Below are 16,794 nucleotides of genomic sequence, written 5' to 3' on the forward strand. Positions count from 1 at the left end.
ATCCGCCCGGCGGTATCCGCTGTTGGAGTTCAGCTCAAATAACGGACCTGCTTGATCTTGCCCTCCTGCACTTCCTCACGGGCCCGGGAGATCTCGGGCCGGTGCGACACCTCCGGCACACCGACCTCCCACCACGCCCCCGCCTCCGTCCACGACGACGGGTGCGTGCGGATCACGACCACGGCGGGACGCCTCTCCGCGACGGACGCTTCGCGCGCCTTGCGGTAAGCGCCTTCCAGGTCACCCAGTGAGTCCACGGTGAACACCGCGCACCCCATGGCCGCGGCGTGGGCGGCGAAGTCGGTGCGCGGGGGTTCGGGGTGTGCCGAGGTGCAGTCGGCGTAGAGGTTGTTGAAGCCCGCGCCGCCCTGGCCCGTCTGCAGGCGGTGGATCACGGCGTACCCGTCGTTGTCGCAGACCACGGCCACGAAGCCGTGGCCCGCGAAGGCTGCGGAGAAGAGCTCGGAGTTCAGCATCAGGTAGCTGCCGTCGCCGAGCAGGGTGGTGACGACGCCCTGGGTGTGGGCGATCGCGGCACCCCAGGCGCCGGCCAGTTCGTAGCCCATGCAGGAGAAGCCGTACTCGACGTCCATCGTGGACTCGCCCGTCGCCCGCCAGCCGCCGATCAGTTCGCCGGGGAGGCCGCCGGACGCGGTCATGACGTAGTCGGTGGGCTCGCTGACGTCGTTCACGACGCCGACCACCTGGGCGTAGGTCGGGAGGTCGGTCGACGGGGTGCGCAGCTTCGTGATGTGCGCGTCCCACTTCGTGCGTTCTGCCAGCGCCTTCGACGCCCATTCCCTCGGCGCCTGCCAGGACCCGAGGACGTCGGTGAGTTCGCGCAGACCCTCGTCGGCGTCGGCCACCAGGGCGAACGCGCCGTGCTTCACGGCGTCGAAGCGGGCCGCGTTCAGGGACACGAGGTGCGCGTCCGGCGAGAAGACGGTCCAGGACGCGGTCGTGAAGTCCTGCAGCCGGGTGCCCACCGCGATGACCAGGTCGGCCTCGCCCGCGAGGACGTTGGCCGAGGTCGAGCCCGTGATGCCGAGCGGACCGGCGTGCAGCGGGTGCTCGTGCGGGATCAGGGTGCGGCCGGCGGTGGTCTCGACGACCGGGATGTCGTGCTGCTCGGCGAAGCGCAGGGCCCGGCCCGCCGCACCCGAGTAGCGGACGCCACCACCCAGCACCAGCAGTGGGCGGGACGAGGTGCGGATCGCCGACGCGGCTTCGGCCAGTGCGACGAGATCCGGGCGCTGGCGCAGTGGGCGGTGGACGACCGGTGCGAACAACGCGTCGGGGAAGTCGTAGGACTCCGCCTGGACGTCCTGCGGCAGCGCCAGGGTCACCGGGCCGCAGTCGGCCGGGTCGGTGAGGACCCTGGCGACCTGCGGCAACGTCGACAGCAGCTGTTCGGGGCGGGTGATCCGGTCGAAGTAACGGCTGACCGCGCGGAACGCGTCGTTGACCGTCGCCGTCGGGTCGTGGAAGTGCTCGACCTGCTGGAGAACGGGGTCCGGGGCACGGCCGGTGAACGTGTCGCCGGGCAGGAGCAGCAACGGCAGGCGGTTGGCGTGCGCGACTCCGGCAGCGGTGACCATGTTCAGCGCGCCGGGGCCGATCGACGACGTGGCGACGCCGACCTGGCGGCGGTGGGTGGCCTTGCTGATGCCGACGGCGGCCAGGGCCATGCCCTGCTCGTTGTGGCCGCGCCACACCGGGATCCGGTCGCGGACCTCCTCCAGCGCGTTGCCCAGGCCGAGGACGTTGCCGTGGCCGAAGATCGCGAACACGCCGGGGAACAGCGGCGCCCGCGAGCCGTCGAGGAGTTCGGTGTGCTGGGCCAGCATCCAGCGGACCAGCGCCTGCGCGGTCGTGAGCTTCACTTGACCCGCCCCTCTGCGGTCGTGACCGGGCAACGGGGGTCCAGTTCCTGGCTCGCCCAGCTGTCGCGGATCCAGGTGTGCGCCGGGTCGTCGCAGAACGCCATCGAACGCTCAGGGCCCGGACCTGCGAGAACGTTCAGGTAGTACATGGGGTAACCCGGCGCCGCGACGCACGGGCCGTGGTAGCCGCGCGGGATCAGGAAGACGTCACCGTCCCGCACCGTCACGTCCTCGTCGATCGAGCCGTCGTCGGTGTACGTGCGGTGGAAGCCGAAGCCCGTGCGGGACGGGGTGACCTGGTCCCGGTCGGCGATGCGGAAGTAGTAGATCTCCTCGTTGTTCACCTCGCACGGTTCGGACTCGTCGTGCTTGTGCGGCGGGTACGAGGACCAGTTGCCGTCCGGGGTGATGAGCTCGCACGCGTTGAGCTTGTCCGCGTGGTCCCAGACGCCCGGAGTGCCGAAGTTCGTGACCTGGCGGGTCGCGTTGCCGGAGCCGCGCACCTCCACGGGGACGCCGTCGGCCGGGCCGTACTTCGGGGTCAGCTTGTTCTCGCAGCGCGCCATCGGGAGGGCGACCTCGCAGCCCTCCTCCGTGGCGAGACGGACCGTCTCGTCTCGCGGGACGTAGGCGAAGTCCGTGACGCGGGTGAAGACCGACTCGCGGCCCTGCAGTTCATAACGCTCGTCGTTGACCTCGACCGACAGCGACCCGGCCAGCGGCAGCACGAACGCCTCGAACTCGCCGGTCTCGATCGTGCGCGACCCACCGGCCTCGATCCGCAGCACGCGCAGACCGGTGTAGGCCCAGCCCGCGTCCTCCGGGGTCAGCGCGATGACGTCGTCGGAGGTCGACAGTGTCCCGTGTGGACGGTGCAGGGTCATTCCGTGATCCCCTTCGCGGTACGGAGGATTTCGGCAGCGGCGGCAACGGCGGCGGCGACGTCACCGTCCGGCGGGTAGAGCAACGCGCGTCCGACGACCAGGCCGCGCACGGTCGGGTGCTGCAGCGAGCGACCCCACGACTTGAGGTCGTCCTCTGGCCGTTCGGACGGAACACCGCCAAGCACCAACGCAGGCAACGCGGTGGTGTCCAGCACGACTTCCGGTTCCTCGGGCGCGGGCAGCTTCAGCCAGGTGTAGGCCGAGGTGGCGCCAAGTCCGGCGGCGACGGCGGAAGCGCGCGAGAGAGCGGCGGCATCCTTCTGCAGCACCAGTTTGTCGTTGTGATCACGCTTGTACGGCAACGGTTCGACCATCGCCATCAGGCCGTGCTCGGCGAGTTCGGTGACGGCCCGCGCGCAGCCTTCCAGCGTCGGGATCGTGCCGGGGTCCGAATCGACCAGGCGCAGCAGCATCTTGCCGCCGTCGAGCCCGAACGTCGCGATGGACGACGCGTCGTACGCGGTGAACCTGTCGTCGATCTCCCAGTCCGCACCGGCCAGGCCGCCGCGGTTCATCGAGCCGATGACCACTCGCTCGTTCAGGCCGTCCAGCAGCAGCAGGTCCTCGATCACGTCCGGCGTGCCGAGCACACCGTCGACGTCGGGGTTCGCCAGCGCCGTCAGCAGACGGGACAACAGCGACCGGCGGTCGGCCATCGCCAGCGGGTCGCCGCCGACGCCGAGGGCACCGCGCGCCGGGTGGTCCGCCGCGACCAGGAACAGCGTGGACTTGCCGTTCAGCAACGAGTGGCGCCGCTTGCGCGACTGGTAGGCCCGTCTGATCGAACCGGGGTCCTCCGCCCGCCGCCACAACAGTTCGCGCCACTGGCCGTCGGTGATCACAGCAGTTCCTCGATCTCTTCCTGGTCGGGCATCGCGTCCGCACAGGCCAGCCGGGACGCCACGATCGCGCCCGCCGCGTTGGCGTAGCGGGCGATCTTCACCGGGTCCCAGCCGGACAGCAGGCCGTGCACCACGGACCCGCCGAACGCGTCGCCGGCGCCGAGGCCGCAGACGACCTCGACGGGGTTCGGCTCGACGGTCCACCGGCCCTCGGGCGTCGCGACGAGAACGCCGTCGGCACCCTTCTTGACCAGTGCCAGCGAGATCCCGCGGTCCAGCAGTCGTGAAGCGGCCTCGTCGGGATCGGACGTGCCGACCGCGATCTCGCACTCCGTCCGGTTGCCCACGGCGACCGTCACGTGGTCGAGCATCCAGCTGATCTCGGTCCGCGCGGTCTCGACGTCCGGCCAGAACATCGGCCGGTAGTCCAGGTCCAGCACGGTGTGGCCGCTCCGGGCGCGGTTCGCCAGCATCATCCGTTGCGAGCCACGAGAAGGTTCGGCGGAGACGCCCGTGCCCGTCACCCACAACAGCGGGACCTCGCGCGTGAGCGACCACGGCACGTCGTCCTCGCCGATCGTCATGTCCGGCGCGGTCGGCAGGCGGTAGAAGAGCAACGGCGGGTCCGCAGGCGGGTTGAGCTCGCAGAACACCACCGGTGTCAGCAGATCCGGTGAGGTGCCGACGTACTTCGACGAGACGCCGAAGCCCTCCAGCGCCTCGCGGACGTAGGTGCCGAAGCCGTCCGGGCCGACCTTCGTCAGCACCCCGGCACGACGGCCGAGCCGCGCGGCGGCGACCGCGACGTTGGTCGCGGTCCCGCCGAGCGACTTGGCGAACGTGCTGACCTGGGCCAGCGGCACCCCGGACTGCTCCGGGTACAGGTCGACCCCGACCCGGCCGACGGTCAGCACTTCCAGAGAGGTCACGCCTCGACACCCCGCAACTCGTGCTCCAGCGCTTCGAGTTCGGCACCGCCGGCCATCTGCTTCGTGAGCTCGTTGATGTCGATCTCGGACTTCTCGTAACTGCCCAGCGCACGGCCTCTCTTGAGCAGGAGGAACCGGTTGCCGACCGGATAGGCGTGGTGCGGGTTGTGGGTGATCAGGACGACGCCGAGGCCACGATCACGTGCCTGGGCCACGTACTTCAGCACCACTCCGGCCTGCTTCACGCCGAGAGCCGCCGTCGGTTCGTCGAGGATCAGCACCTTGGCGCCGAAGTGCACGGCGCGGGCGATGGCGACGCACTGCCGTTCACCACCGGACAGCGTGCCGACCGGCTGCTCGACGTCGCGGAGGTCGATGCCCATGTCGGACAACGCCTTCTTGGTGATCTCCTTGCCCTTCCTGCGGTCCAGGAAACCGAACTTCGTCGTCGGTTCCGAACCGAGGAAGAAGTTGCGCCACACCGACATCAGCGGCACCACCGCGAGGTCCTGGTACACGGTCGCGATGCCGCGGTCCAGGGCCTCGCGGGGCGACGAGAAGCGGATCTCCTCGCCCTCGACCTTGAACGAACCCTGGTCGTGCTGATGGACTCCGGCCAGGATCTTGATCAGGGTCGACTTCCCGGCGCCGTTGTCGCCGAGCACGCAGGTGACCTCACCCGCGTTGACCACAGTGGACACATCGCTGAGCGCGATGACGCTGCCGTAGGTCTTGCCGATGTTCTCGGTCTCGATCAGTGACGTCATCGCCTGACCCTTTCCGCCCGGCGGCGCAGCATGTTGTTGACCAGCACGGCGGCCAGCAGCATCACGCCGAGGAACAGCTGGAACCAGTCGCTGTTCCAGCCGGCGTAGACGATGCCCTGCCGGGCCATGCCGAAGATCAGCGCGCCGATCGCCGCACCCACCGCGGAACCGAAGCCACCGGTCAGCAGGCAGCCGCCGATCACCGCCGCGATGATGTACTGGAACTCGAGGCCGATGCCCTGGTTCGCCTGCACGCTCGCGTACCGCAGGATGTTGATCGAGCCGACGAGCCACGCGGCGAACGCGGTCGTCATGAACAGCAGGATCTTCGACCGCACGACCGGCACACCGACCGCGCGGGAACTCTGCGCGGCGCCGCCGATCGCGAAGATCCAGTTGCCGAACTTGGTGCGCATCAACACGGTCGACGCGATCACGGTGAACAGGACCCACCAGATGATCGACACGTAGAAGCTCGTGCCGCCGATCTGGAACGTCGAGGCGAACAGGAACCCGGCGGACTCGTAGCCCGCCGCCTCCCGCATGCCCGACACCTGCACGCTGCCCGTCACCAGGCGCGTGATGCCGAGGTTGAGGCCCTGCAACGCGAGGAAGCTGCCCAGCGTCACGATGAAGCTCGGCAGGCCTGTACGCATCACGAGCCAGCCGTTCAGCGCGCCCACCGCGAGTGCGAAGGCGAGCGACACCAGCAACGACAGCCAGACGTTGAGTCCCAGCTGGGTGGCGAGGAGAGCCGTGACGAGCGCGGTGGACGCGGTCATGACGCCGGCGGACAGGTCGAACTCGCCGCCGATCATGAGCATCGCCACCGCGACCGCCATGATCCCGAGCATCGAGGCGTCGTCCAGCCAGGTGGCCGCGCCTCCGATGCTCAGGAACTGCTCGGTGACCACGGAGAAGAACAGGAACACCAGCAGTGCGCCGAGCATCGCGCCGATCTCAGGGCGCTTGATCAGCTGATCCATCGCCTTGGGCTTGCCCAGCCGTTCGTCGGCAGCCGGTGGAGCTGTGGCTGTCACGGTCATCTCCCCGCCTCCTCCTTACCTCTTGCCGTTCTTGGCGTACTCCGCGACCTTGTCCACGTTGGACTTGTCGACGAAGCCCGGACCGGTGAGGACGGGCTTGCCGCCACCGAGCGTGTTCGCGTTGTCCTTGAAGAGCTTCAGCATCACGATCGGCAGGTAGCCCTGCTGGTACTGCTGCTGGTCGACGGCGAAGAGCACGTCGCCGGCCTTGATCGAGCTGACCACGTCGGCGTTCAGGTCGAACGTCGCGACCTGCGCCTTCGAGCTCGCGCCCTTGATGGCCGACGCCGCGTTCACGGCGACCTGGGGGTTGAGCGCCAGCACACCGTCGACGGCGGTGTCGGACTGCAGCTTGGCCTTGATGCGGGCCTCGACGTCCGTGGGGTTGGAGATGTCGACCTGGAGGTTCTCCACCGCGCCGCCGAAGCCGGTGCGGGCACCGTCGCAGCGCTGGTTGAGGCCCGAGTTGCCGGCCTCGTGGATCACGCAGAGCAGCTTGGTCTTCCCGGCGGCCTTGAGCTTCTTGCCGGCTTCCTCACCGGCGATCGTCTCCTCCTGGCCGACGTGCGCCATGGCACCGAACTCCGCGCTCTTCGCGCTGCCGGAGTTGATCGTGATGACCGGGATGCCGGCCTTCACCGCGTTCTCGATGGACGTCTTGAGCGCGTCCGGGTTCGCCATCGACACCACGATGCCGCCGACCTTCTGCGACACGGCGTTGTCGATCAGCTTGGCCTGGGCGCCGGGGTCGCCGTCGGAGTTGTAGGTGACGCCGACGCCGAGCTGCTTGCCCGCGTCCTCGGCGCCGACCTTCACGACGCTCCAGAACGCGTCACCCGCGGTGCCGTGCGTGATGACGGAGACCTTGAGGTCACCCGAGGCGGCCGGTGCGTTGTTGCCGCCTGTGTTCTGCGACTGCGTACCCGTGGGGCCGCTGCACGCGGCGAGTAGAGCAACACCGGCGAGAGCGACGCCCGCACGGATGACCAGACGAGACTTCATCGTCTCCAGTCCCTTCAGAGGATCTTGCTGAGGTGCGCAAGACTGCGCGCGGTGTCCTGAAGTGGCTTGTCCACGGGACTTCCGTCCTTGAGCCGGGTGTCCTGCTCAAGCACGAACCAACCGGTGTAGCCCGCCTCTTGAACGAGCTCCACCAGCGCTTCCACGTCCACGTCGCCGTCCCCGAGCGGCACGTAGATGCCCTGTTCCACGGCATCGGTGTAACTGAGCTCGCCGCTGCGCACCTTCGCCGCGATCTCGTCACGCACGTCCTTGAGGTGCACGTGACCGATCCGGTCCGGGTAGCGGCGCGCCAGCTCGACCGGGTCCGTGCCACCGATGAGGAGGTGGCCGGTGTCCAGGCAGAGCTGGAGATCGGAGTCCGCGAGGAACCTGTCGACCTCCGCCTCCCGCTCGACGTGGGTGCCCACGTGCGGGTGGAGCACGGTTTTCAGGCCGTGCGTTGCGGCGATCTCACGGATCTTCGCGCAGGTGCCGACGAGGGTGTCCCACTCGTCGTCGGTGAGCTTCGGCGTCTCGTCGTAGCCGTCGAGTCCCGTGGCGGCGGCGAGCACCAGGACCTCGGCACCACCGGCCTTCAGGATCGCGGCGACGCGGTCCGCTTCGTCCAGAGTGGACTGGACGTCGGTGTGCAGCGTGACGGCGAGGAAGCCGCCGACGAGCCCGAGTTCGTGGCCCGAGAGCAAGGTCTTCAGCGCGGCGGGGTCGGCCGGGAGGTAGTCCGGCGGACCGAGCTCGGTGGCGGTGAGGCCGAGGGAGCGCATTTCGCTCAGCACCGTCTCGGACGGGAGCACGGTGCCCCAGCCCGGTACCTCGCACACACCCCAGGAGATCGGTGCCCCAGCGATCTTCGCCATGCCTAGTTCCCCTCGATCCTCACCGGTGCGCCGCTGCGGCGCGACTGCTCACAAGCTTCTGCCAGGCGGAGGCTGATCAAACTCTCTCGCGCCGGGGACGGGTTCGCGACCTCGCCCTTGATGACCTGCGTGAACAGGTTCATCTCGTTGACGTACGCGCGGTGGAAGCGCTCCGGGAAGCCGGGGTAGGCGTCCGCTCCGGCCACGTGACCGCCGGGCTCCAGCGAGTTCAGCGGGGTCTTCGGGTCGACACCCGCGACCAGCGAGTCCTTGCTGCCCAGCACCTCGATGCGGTGGTCGTAGCCGACCGGGTCGTGCCGTCCGCCGGCCAGCGTGGCGTGCGCGCCGCCCGCGAACTTCAGCATCACGACGGCGTTGTCGACGTCGTCGGCGTCCGCGAACGCCTGGTGCACCAGCACCGAACCGCTCGCGTAGACCTCGACGACCGGCTCGCCGACGAGCCACGGCACGCAGTCGAGGTCGTGGATCAGCAGGTCGCGGAAGATGCCACCGGAGGCGGGCAGGTAGGAGAAGTCCGGCGGGTTCGCGTCGTTGCCGACGGCCCTGACCAGGTAGATGTCGCCGACCTCGCCTGCCTTGATGCGGCGGTTCAGCTCGTAGATGGCGGGATCGAAGCGGCGCTGGAAGCCCACGAGCACCTCGACGCCGGACTTGTCGACGTCCGCGATCAGCGCGGCCATCTCGGCGACGTCGCTCGCGATCGGCTTCTCGCACAACGTGGGAACGCCCTTGCCGATCGCCGCGCGCAGCATCTCGGGGTGTGTGTTCGTCGGGGTGGCCAGGAGCACCCCGTCGACGTTGCTCAGCAGCGTGTCGAGGTCGTCGACGGCCTTGGTCCCGGCGAGCTCCGCAGACGCCTGCGCTGCCCTGCCGGGCACCGGGTCGAAGAGAAGCACCTCGTCGACTCGATCCAGTGCGGCGAGGTTGGTCGCATGCATGGTGCCGATCCTGCCGACACCCGCTACTCCGATCCGCATCGCAGGTTTCCCCTGTTCATCGACTTGAAGCGTTAGAGCGCTCTATTGGTTGGAGCGCTCCAATGCTGTAACTTCGGCCACAGGGTGTCAAGAGGGGAGGTGGTTGCGAAGTGGTCAGGCCGACGATGGAGGACGTCGCTCTGCGGGCCGGCGTGTCCCGTGCACTGGTGTCGCTGGTGATGCGCGGTTCACCCAAGGTGAGCGAGCTGCGACGCAGCGCAGTGCTCAAGGCCGCGGAGGAGTTGGGGTACTCGCCGCACGCCATGGCGCGGTCACTCGCCTCGCGCACGTCGACCGTTCTCGGCGTGATGGTGTCCGACCTGCACAACGCGTTCTTCGCGGAGGTCGTGGACGGCATCGACGAGGTCGCGCGCGAGCAGGGCTTCGACATCATCATCAACACCGGCGGCCGCTCTCCCGCCCGGGAACGCCGGGCCCTGGAGTCGCTGCTCTCCTTCCGCCCCGCCGGGCTCATCCTGCTGTCGCCGGTCGTTCCCGCACTCGCGATCGGCAAGGCAGCCGAACAACTTCCCGTGGTGCTGGTCGCACGTTCGTCTCGTGTCTCCACTGTGGACACCGTGAACGACGACGGCGAGGTCGGCGCGCGACTGGCCGTCGACCACCTGGTGTCCTTGGGACACAACCGGATTGCTCATCTGGACGGCGGCGAAGGCACTCAGGCCGGGCCACGTCGACGTGGGTACGTCGCCGCGATGGAAGCGCACGGGCTCGTGCCGCAGGTCGTGACTTCCGAGTACACCGACGCCGCTGGCGCGCGGGCCATCCGGGGATTGATCGCCGACGACGCCCTGCCCACGGCCATTCTGTCCTGCAACGACTTCAACGCCGTCGGTGCGATCTCGGCACTGGAGGACGCCGGGTTGCGCGTGCCTGCCGACGTTTCCGTCGTGGGGTACGACAACACCTCGCTGGCCGCGTTGCGCCACGTCTCCCTGACCACGATCGACCAGCCCCGTGCCGAGTTCGGCCGGTTGGCCGCCGACGCGCTTCTGCAGCGCGTTCGTTCCGAGCGCACCGAACCGGTGCGCCATCTCCTCACTCCCTCGCTCGTTGTCCGGAACACGACAGCTCCCCCAGGAGGACCGCGTTGAGCACCATCCCCCACTGGATCGACGGCGCCCGCACCACCGGGGTGTCGTCCCGGACCTCTGACGTCTTCAACCCGGCCACCGGCGCCGTCGCGGCTCAGGTCGTGCTGGCCGAGCAGGCCGACGTCGACCTCGCGGTGTCCTCGTCGCTGAAGGCCGCGCAGTCCTGGTCGGAGTCGTCGCTGTCGACGCGGTCGCGGATCCTGTTCGCCTACCGCCACCTGCTGCACACCCATCGCGACGAGCTCGCCGCGATCATCACGTCCGAGCACGGCAAGGTGCTCTCGGACGCGGCCGGCGAGGTGCAGCGCGGCCTGGAGGTCGTCGAGTTCGCGTGCGGCATCCCGCAACTGCTGAAGGGCGAGCACTCCGAGCAGGTCTCCCGCGGCGTCGACGCGTACTCGTTCCGGCAGCCCCTCGGCGTCGTCGCGGGCATCACGCCGTTCAACTTCCCCGTGATGGTCCCGATGTGGATGTTCCCGATCGCCATCGCGACGGGGAACACGTTCGTGTTGAAGCCTTCCGAGCGCGACCCGTCGGCTTCGCTGCGCCTGGCCGAGCTGTGCCAGGAGGCCGGACTGCCCGACGGCGTGCTGAACGTCCTGCAGGGCGATGCCTTCGCGGTCAACGCTCTGCTCGACCACGCCGACGTGGCCGCGGCGTCGTTCGTCGGCTCGACCCCGATCGCGCGGCACGTCTACTCGCGCGGCACGGCGGCCGGCAAGCGCGTGCAGGCCCTGGGTGGTGCCAAGAACCACATGGTCGTGCTGCCGGACGCCGACCTCGACGTGGCCGCGGACGCTGCCGTTTCCGCTGGATATGGCTCTGCGGGCGAGCGGTGCATGGCGATCTCGGTGGTCGTGGCGGTGGGCTCGGCGGGTGACTCGCTCGTTGAGAAGATCGCGTCGCGGACCCGTGAGCTGCACCCGTCCGTGCTGCCGGGCACCGACCCCGCCGCGCAGATGGGGCCGTTGGTCACCGGCGTGCACCGGGATCGTGTGAAGTCCTATGTGGACGCGGGCGAGGCCGCCGGTGCGTCCCTGGTCGTCGACGGTCGTGGTTACGCGCCCGAGGGGCACTCGGACGGGTTCTGGCTCGCGCCGACGTTGTTCGACCACGTCACGCGGGACATGTCCATCTACACCGACGAGATCTTCGGGCCGGTGCTGACGGTCGTGCGTGCCGAGACGTTCGAGGACGCGCTGGAGTTGGTGAACGCCAACCAGTACGGCAACGGCACGGCGATCTACACGGGTGACGGGCTTGCTGCTCGTGAGTACCAGCGGCGGGTGCACGTCGGCATGGTCGGCATCAACGTGCCGATTCCCGTGCCGATGGCCTACTACTCGTTCGGTGGGTGGAAGGACTCGCTGTTCGGGGACACGCACGTGCACGGGGCTGAGGGCGTGAAGTTCTACACGCGGGCCAAGGCCGTGACGTCTCGGTGGCCGCAGCAGCACGGCGTGAACCTGGGCTTCCCCACGCACGGCTGATCCGTTCAGAGCAACGGCCGCCCTGTCCGCCTCAAGCGAACAGGGCGGCCGTTTCTATTTGGTACGAACCACTTTCCACCTGAACAGCTCGCTGATCTGGACAGATGAACTAAGCGAACGATTGTCCTGCTGAAATCACGACCAATTTCGCTGATCTTGGAATATCCGCGCGCGATGGATCGACTCGACAAAGGTGCTGGACACGGAGGTAAGATCCGCGTTCACACCGCCGAACATCGCTTCCTTTCTCGCGGACGCCGCAACGTTCGTTACACCGAGAAAGGGAGAAGAACGCCCTCAGCAGGAGGACCGAACACGATGTCGCCCAGTGAGGACGACAGTCCTTTCGCGACGGCATGCCGCGCCAGCACCCGTTCCGAGTACCTCTGTGCACTGAACCAGTTGCGCCTGTCGAGAGAGCTTTCGTTCCAGCAGGTCTCGGCCAACGCGGGTGAACGCGCGTTGGCGAAGAGCAGCGCACACGCGATGTGCCGCTATCGGTTGCCCAAGCAGGAGGCCACGCTCAGAGCGTTCCTGACCGGCTGCGGAGAGCCGGAGGAGGCGCTCGACCGCTGGGTGGAGCAGTGGCGGCGCGTGACGGCCTCCCGCGCCAACAGGAGGCCGCACCCCGCTGCTCAGCTGGTCCAAAGCTCGGCCAGGGGTTCAACACCACCGGAATGACGCTCCGGCGCGTGCGCGAGCCTAACGTTCCGGCAGAACGCCGACCAGGAAGTTGGACAGAATTAGACGCGGTCAATACGACCAATTGTCGACAGCGTGGTCAGCGACACCGGCGAAGTGGTCAGCGACTGGACACCTGGACTCCGTCGGACGGAGTTGGACGCCGTTGCACCGAGGACATGAAAAACCTGGACGGCGATTCAGTTGGCAATCACCCGTGTGAGTGACATCCTCGTGGTCAAGCCGTTATGCCGCCGAGTTCCGCAGCAACGCCAATTGCCTGCGAACGCATTCCGCGCATCCGGTTCGTAGCTGTTCCCGCACCAGCTGGTCCCCCCGGCGCACGGTGACGCGCCGAGCCCCTTCCAGGAGTTCTGATGACCACCCCTACGCCCTACAACGGGGTTCCGCACCCCCGCAGGCGCTGTTCCCCCTCCGGCACCAGCACGGTCCTGCTGGCGTCCGCCGCCTTCGTCTTCACCGCGTGGATGCTCGCGCACGACCACTCGCCGGTCGTCTCCGTGTCGACGACCGCCGCCGTGCTCGCGGTGACCATCACGCTGAGCCGCAGCCGGCCGTTCACCGCGAGGTTCGGACCGCTGCCGCCGGCGGGTTCGATGGTGGTCTGGGAGGACGACCAGCGATGACGGGCACCGAGGGCGACACGCTGGACCGGTTGAACCGCCTCTGGCCGCAGTTGCTGCTGGGCCTGTCGAGACCGGGCCGGCGTGCGGAGGCGATCGCCGCGTACCGCGAGGTCCACGCGATCCTCGAGGCGGAGCTCGGCACCGGTGCCGAGCAGGTGCGGCCGTTGATCCCGACGTCGACCACCGAGCTGCGGGCCGCGACCGAGGCCGAGTTCGTCGCGCTGCTGCGGAAGATCCACGCGCGGTCCGGGCTGACGCTGCCGGAACTCTCACGGCGGGCGGGTGCGGTGACGTTGCCACGCAGCCAGACCTACTCGTTGCTCAAGCGCGACAAGCTGCCCACGAAGCCCGACCAGGTGCGGGCGTTCGTGAGCACGTGCGGGTTGTCCGAACCGCAGGTGGCCCGCGTGATGGAACTGTGGGCGACGTTGCGCGAGCAGACCGAACTCGCGGTGCGTGGGCCGGAGGACGACAAGCCGTTCGCCATCCTGATCGTGCGCAGCGCATGAGAAAGCCCCCGCCGGGAGAGCGGGGGCTTTCGCGTGCGATCAGGCGTCGACCTTCTCGCGTTCCTCGGACGGAGCCACGGGCGGCTTCGGCAGGAACCTCTTGAGCAGCGGGAAGAACAGAATCACCAGGATGACCACGTAGACGACGATCGCCATCGGGCTGTTGACCAGGCCGGTGAGCGAGCCGTCCGAGAGCTGCAGCGAGCGGCGCATCTGCTGTTCCGCGGCCGGGCCGAGGATCACGCCGATGATCGCGGGCAGCACCGGCAGGCCGTAGCGGCGCATGCCGAAGCCCAGCAGGCCGATCACGAACATCAGCAGCAGGTCGAAGATGTCCGCGTTGACCGCGTAGGCGCCGACCGAGGCGAAGAACAGGATGCCCGCGTAGAGGTACGGGCGCGGGATGCGCAGCAGCTTCGCCCACAGCGGGGCCAGCGGCAGGTTCAGCACCAGCAGCAGCGTCAGGCCGATGAACAGCGACGCGATCAGCGCCCACACCAGGCCGGACTCGCGCTGGAACAACAACGGGCCGGGCTGGATGCCGTACTGCTGGAACGCCGCGAGCATGACTGCCGCGACCGCCGTGGTGGGCAGGCCCAGCGTCAGCATCGTGACGAGGGTGCCCGCGGCGGAGGCGGAGGCCGTGGACTCCGGGCCCGCCACGCCTTCGATGGCGCCCTTGCCGAACTCGTCCTTGTGCTTGGAGAGCCGCTTCTCCGTCACGTACGACAGGAACGTCGGGATCTCCGCGCCGCCGGCCGGGATCGCGCCGAACGGGAAGCCGATCACCGGGCCGCGCAGCCACGGCTTCCAGGTGCGCTTCAGGTCCGCCTTCGAGAGCCACGGGCGGCCGACGGGGATCGGCTCGAACGGCTTGCGGCGCAGGTGGGCCGCGACCCACAGGGCCTCGCCGACCGCGAACAGGGCGACGGCGACCACGACGATGTCGATGCCGTCGGCCAGGTGCAGCGAGCCGAACGTGAGGCGCTGCTGGCCGGTCATCTCGTCCAGGCCGACCAGGCCGAGGGTGAGACCGATGAGCAGCGACGCGAAGCCGCGGATCCGGGAGGCGCCCAGCACCGAGGTGACGGCGATGAACGCCAGCACCATCACCGCGAACAGGTCGGGGGCGCCGATGTCGACGGCGTGCTTGGCCACGAACGGGGCCAGCAGGACGATCAGGATCGTGCCGATGATGCCGCCGGTGAAGTGACCGATGGCGGCGGCGGCAAGCGCTTGCGCTCCTCGTCCCTTGCGGGCCATGGGATTGCCCTCGAACGCGGCCACGACCGCGGCGCTCTCACCCGGTGTGTTCAGCAGGATCGACGTGGTCGAACCGCCGAACATGCCGCCGTAGTAGATGCCCGCGAACATGATGAACGCGCCGGTCGGCTCCATGCCGTAGGTGACGGGCAGCAGCAGCGCCACCGCCATGGCCGGGCCGATGCCCGGCAGGACACCGATCGCGGTGCCGAGCAGCACGCCGACGGCGGCGAGCAGCAGGTGTGTCGGCGTCAGCGCGGTCGCGAAGCCGTTGAGCAGTTGTTCCACCTAGAACACCTCCATCAACGGGCCACCGGGGAGCGGGACACCGAGCAGGTTGTTGAACATGACGAACGTGAAGATCGACAGGCCGGCCGCGATCAACGGGTCGCGCACCAGGTTGCGGCTGCCCAGGGCGTAGGCCGCTCCCCAGAACAGGATCGCGCCGGAGATCGGGAACCCGACGACGCCGATCAGCACGGCGTTCGCGAGGAAAGCACCGCACAGCAGCAGAACCGTGCGCCAGTCGGCGGGTGCGGACAGGTCGACGTCCTCGCCGGCCTCCGCCTCGCCCTTGCCGCCACGCAGCACGTCGCGGGCCAGCAGTGCGGCGACGAGCAGCAGCAGCGAGCCGACCAGGATCGGCACGGCCTTCGGGCCGACCGGGCCGCGCTGGGCGAAGTCCGTGGGGATCCGCAGCGCGTCGGTGAGCACCAGCACGCCGAGCACGACCAGAAGGGCGCAGATGCCCAGCTCGGAGTGGTCGCGGAGCCACTGTTTGGGCCCCGGCTTCGTCACGGTCGTCATGCCAGCCCCAAGTCCTTCAGCACCGTTGCCACCCGCTTGTTCTCGCTTTCCAGGAAGGTCCCGAACTCGTCTCCCGGCGCGAAGGCGTCCGTCCAGCCGTTGCGCTGCAGGGCTTCCGACCACTGCGGCGTCTTCTGGAGGTTCTGGAACACCTCGACCAGCTTCGCCTTGTCGGTCGGTGAGATGCCGGGAGGAGCGACGATGCCGCGCCAGTTCGTGAACTCGACGTCCACACCGGCCTGCCGCAGCGTCGGCGCGTCGATGCCGTTGATGCGGTCCTTGCTCGTCACCGCAAGCACCCGCAACGTGCCGGCCTGGATCTGGTCGCGGTACTCGCCGACGCCCGAGACGCCGAACGCGACCTTGCCGCCGAGCACCGACGCCAGCAGCTCGCCACCGCCGTCGAACGGGATGTAGTTGACCGTCTTCGGCGGCAGGCCCACGGCCTTGGCGATCAGCATCGGCGCCAGGTGGTCGGGGCCGCCGGGAGCCGAGCCGCCGCCGACCGTCACGGTGCCGGGGTTCGCCTTCCACGCGTCGACGAGTTGTTGCATCGACGTGTACGGCGAGTCCTTCGCGACCACGACGATGTCCGGTTCCTCGATCAGCTTCGCGATCGGGGTGGTGTCGAGCAGCGAGTTCGGCGACTTGTTCGTGTACACCGCGCCCACGACGCCCAGGCCCATCGACATGATCAGCTTGCCGTTGCCGCGCTCACCGACCGTGCGGCCCAGTCCGACCGTGCCGCCGGCGCCGGGGAGGTTGAACACCTCGGCGTTGCGCAGCAGGTCAGCGTCTTCCATGGCCTTCGCCGCCGTGCGCGCCGTGATGTCGTAACCGCCGCCCGGCGAGTTCGGCACCAGCACCCGCAACGCCCGCACCTGGTTGCTCTCGCCGCTGTCCGCACCCGGCGTCAGCAGCGGTGGCACGAGCAGGACGGCGAGCAACGCTGCCGTCACTGCCACCCACACCTTCACCGACACTGTGATCCCCGCCTCT

General features: G+C 68.8%; 17 protein-coding genes. 5 read left to right on the plus strand and 12 right to left on the minus strand.

Going from position 1 to position 16,794, the window contains the following annotated elements; genetic code table 11:
- Window positions 1-29: 29 nt before the first annotated feature.
- The 9 genes from iolD to PV646_RS09085 are packed head-to-tail and all read right to left on the minus strand — an operon-like array spanning window position 30 to window position 9,286.
- Window positions 30-1,883: a 3D-(3,5/4)-trihydroxycyclohexane-1,2-dione acylhydrolase (decyclizing) gene (gene iolD / locus PV646_RS09045; protein ID WP_500340978.1), complete on the minus strand. Its 1,854-nt coding sequence runs from the start codon at window positions 1,881-1,883 to the stop codon at window positions 30-32.
- On the minus strand, window positions 1,880-2,767 hold the full coding sequence (iolB, locus tag PV646_RS09050) for a 5-deoxy-glucuronate isomerase (protein WP_500340979.1): 888 nt from the start codon (window positions 2,765-2,767) through the stop codon (window positions 1,880-1,882). The genes iolD and iolB overlap by 4 nt, the downstream gene beginning before the upstream one ends.
- Window positions 2,764-3,669: a Cgl0159 family (beta/alpha)8-fold protein gene (locus tag PV646_RS09055; RefSeq protein WP_500340980.1), complete on the minus strand. Its 906-nt coding sequence runs from the start codon at window positions 3,667-3,669 to the stop codon at window positions 2,764-2,766. Before PV646_RS09055 ends, iolB begins: the two co-directional genes overlap by 4 nt.
- Window positions 3,666-4,598, minus strand: a complete 933-nt coding sequence (gene iolC, locus PV646_RS09060) for a 5-dehydro-2-deoxygluconokinase (protein WP_500340981.1) — start codon at window positions 4,596-4,598, stop codon at window positions 3,666-3,668. The genes PV646_RS09055 and iolC overlap by 4 nt, the downstream gene beginning before the upstream one ends.
- Entirely contained in the window at window positions 4,595-5,365 is a 771-nt protein-coding gene (locus tag PV646_RS09065; protein ID WP_500340982.1) for an ATP-binding cassette domain-containing protein, read from the minus strand. Before PV646_RS09065 ends, iolC begins: the two co-directional genes overlap by 4 nt.
- Window positions 5,362-6,411, minus strand: coding sequence for an ABC transporter permease (locus tag PV646_RS09070; protein ID WP_500340983.1), 1,050 nt, complete (start codon window positions 6,409-6,411; stop codon window positions 5,362-5,364). The genes PV646_RS09065 and PV646_RS09070 overlap by 4 nt, the downstream gene beginning before the upstream one ends.
- 15 nt (window positions 6,412-6,426) lie before the next feature.
- Window positions 6,427-7,413 carry a sugar ABC transporter substrate-binding protein gene (locus tag PV646_RS09075; RefSeq protein ID WP_500340984.1) on the minus strand — a complete coding sequence of 329 codons (987 nt, stop codon included), beginning with the start codon at window positions 7,411-7,413 and terminating at the stop codon, window positions 6,427-6,429.
- Window positions 7,414-7,427: 14 nt separating this feature from the next.
- On the minus strand, window positions 7,428-8,288 hold the full coding sequence (locus tag PV646_RS09080; protein ID WP_500340985.1) for a TIM barrel protein: 861 nt from the start codon (window positions 8,286-8,288) through the stop codon (window positions 7,428-7,430).
- Window positions 8,289-8,290: 2 nt separating this feature from the next.
- The gene (locus PV646_RS09085; RefSeq protein WP_500340986.1) at window positions 8,291-9,286 is read right to left on the minus strand and encodes a Gfo/Idh/MocA family protein; all 996 of its coding nucleotides are present in this window, start codon (window positions 9,284-9,286) and stop codon (window positions 8,291-8,293) included.
- Window positions 9,287-9,396: 110 nt separating this feature from the next.
- Between PV646_RS09085 and PV646_RS09090 the strand changes: the two genes are divergently transcribed.
- From PV646_RS09090 to PV646_RS09110, 5 genes are all read left to right on the plus strand, one after another.
- Entirely contained in the window at window positions 9,397-10,398 is a 1,002-nt protein-coding gene (locus tag PV646_RS09090) for a LacI family DNA-binding transcriptional regulator (protein WP_500340987.1), read from the plus strand.
- Window positions 10,395-11,888 (plus strand): CoA-acylating methylmalonate-semialdehyde dehydrogenase, encoded by a 1,494-nt coding sequence (locus tag PV646_RS09095; RefSeq protein WP_500340988.1) that lies wholly within the window; start codon window positions 10,395-10,397, stop codon window positions 11,886-11,888. Before PV646_RS09090 ends, PV646_RS09095 begins: the two co-directional genes overlap by 4 nt.
- A 402-nt stretch (window positions 11,889-12,290) precedes the next feature.
- Window positions 12,291-12,569, plus strand: a complete 279-nt coding sequence (locus tag PV646_RS09100; protein ID WP_500340989.1) for a hypothetical protein — start codon at window positions 12,291-12,293, stop codon at window positions 12,567-12,569.
- A gap of 377 nt (window positions 12,570-12,946) precedes the next feature.
- The gene (locus PV646_RS09105) at window positions 12,947-13,216 is read left to right on the plus strand and encodes a hypothetical protein (RefSeq protein ID WP_500340990.1); all 270 of its coding nucleotides are present in this window, start codon (window positions 12,947-12,949) and stop codon (window positions 13,214-13,216) included.
- Window positions 13,213-13,725: a BTAD domain-containing putative transcriptional regulator gene (locus tag PV646_RS09110; protein WP_500340991.1), complete on the plus strand. Its 513-nt coding sequence runs from the start codon at window positions 13,213-13,215 to the stop codon at window positions 13,723-13,725. Before PV646_RS09105 ends, PV646_RS09110 begins: the two co-directional genes overlap by 4 nt.
- 39 nt (window positions 13,726-13,764) lie before the next feature.
- Here PV646_RS09110 and PV646_RS09115 read toward each other — a convergent pair whose 3' ends face one another.
- Genes PV646_RS09115 through PV646_RS09125 form a run of 3 tightly spaced genes read right to left on the minus strand, consistent with a single transcriptional unit; the run spans window position 13,765 to window position 16,778 of the window.
- Window positions 13,765-15,276, minus strand: coding sequence for a tripartite tricarboxylate transporter permease (locus PV646_RS09115; protein ID WP_500340992.1), 1,512 nt, complete (start codon window positions 15,274-15,276; stop codon window positions 13,765-13,767).
- Window positions 15,277-15,795, minus strand: coding sequence for a tripartite tricarboxylate transporter TctB family protein (locus tag PV646_RS09120; protein ID WP_500340993.1), 519 nt, complete (start codon window positions 15,793-15,795; stop codon window positions 15,277-15,279). It lies immediately after the preceding gene.
- Complete coding sequence (locus PV646_RS09125; RefSeq protein ID WP_500340994.1) at window positions 15,792-16,778, minus strand: Bug family tripartite tricarboxylate transporter substrate binding protein; 987 nt, start codon at window positions 16,776-16,778, stop codon at window positions 15,792-15,794. The genes PV646_RS09120 and PV646_RS09125 overlap by 4 nt, the downstream gene beginning before the upstream one ends.
- Window positions 16,779-16,794 lie beyond the last annotated feature (16 nt).

This window comes from Streptomyces sp. ID05-26A (assembly GCF_033794685.1).
Lineage (GTDB): Bacteria > Actinomycetota > Actinomycetes > Mycobacteriales > Pseudonocardiaceae > Lentzea.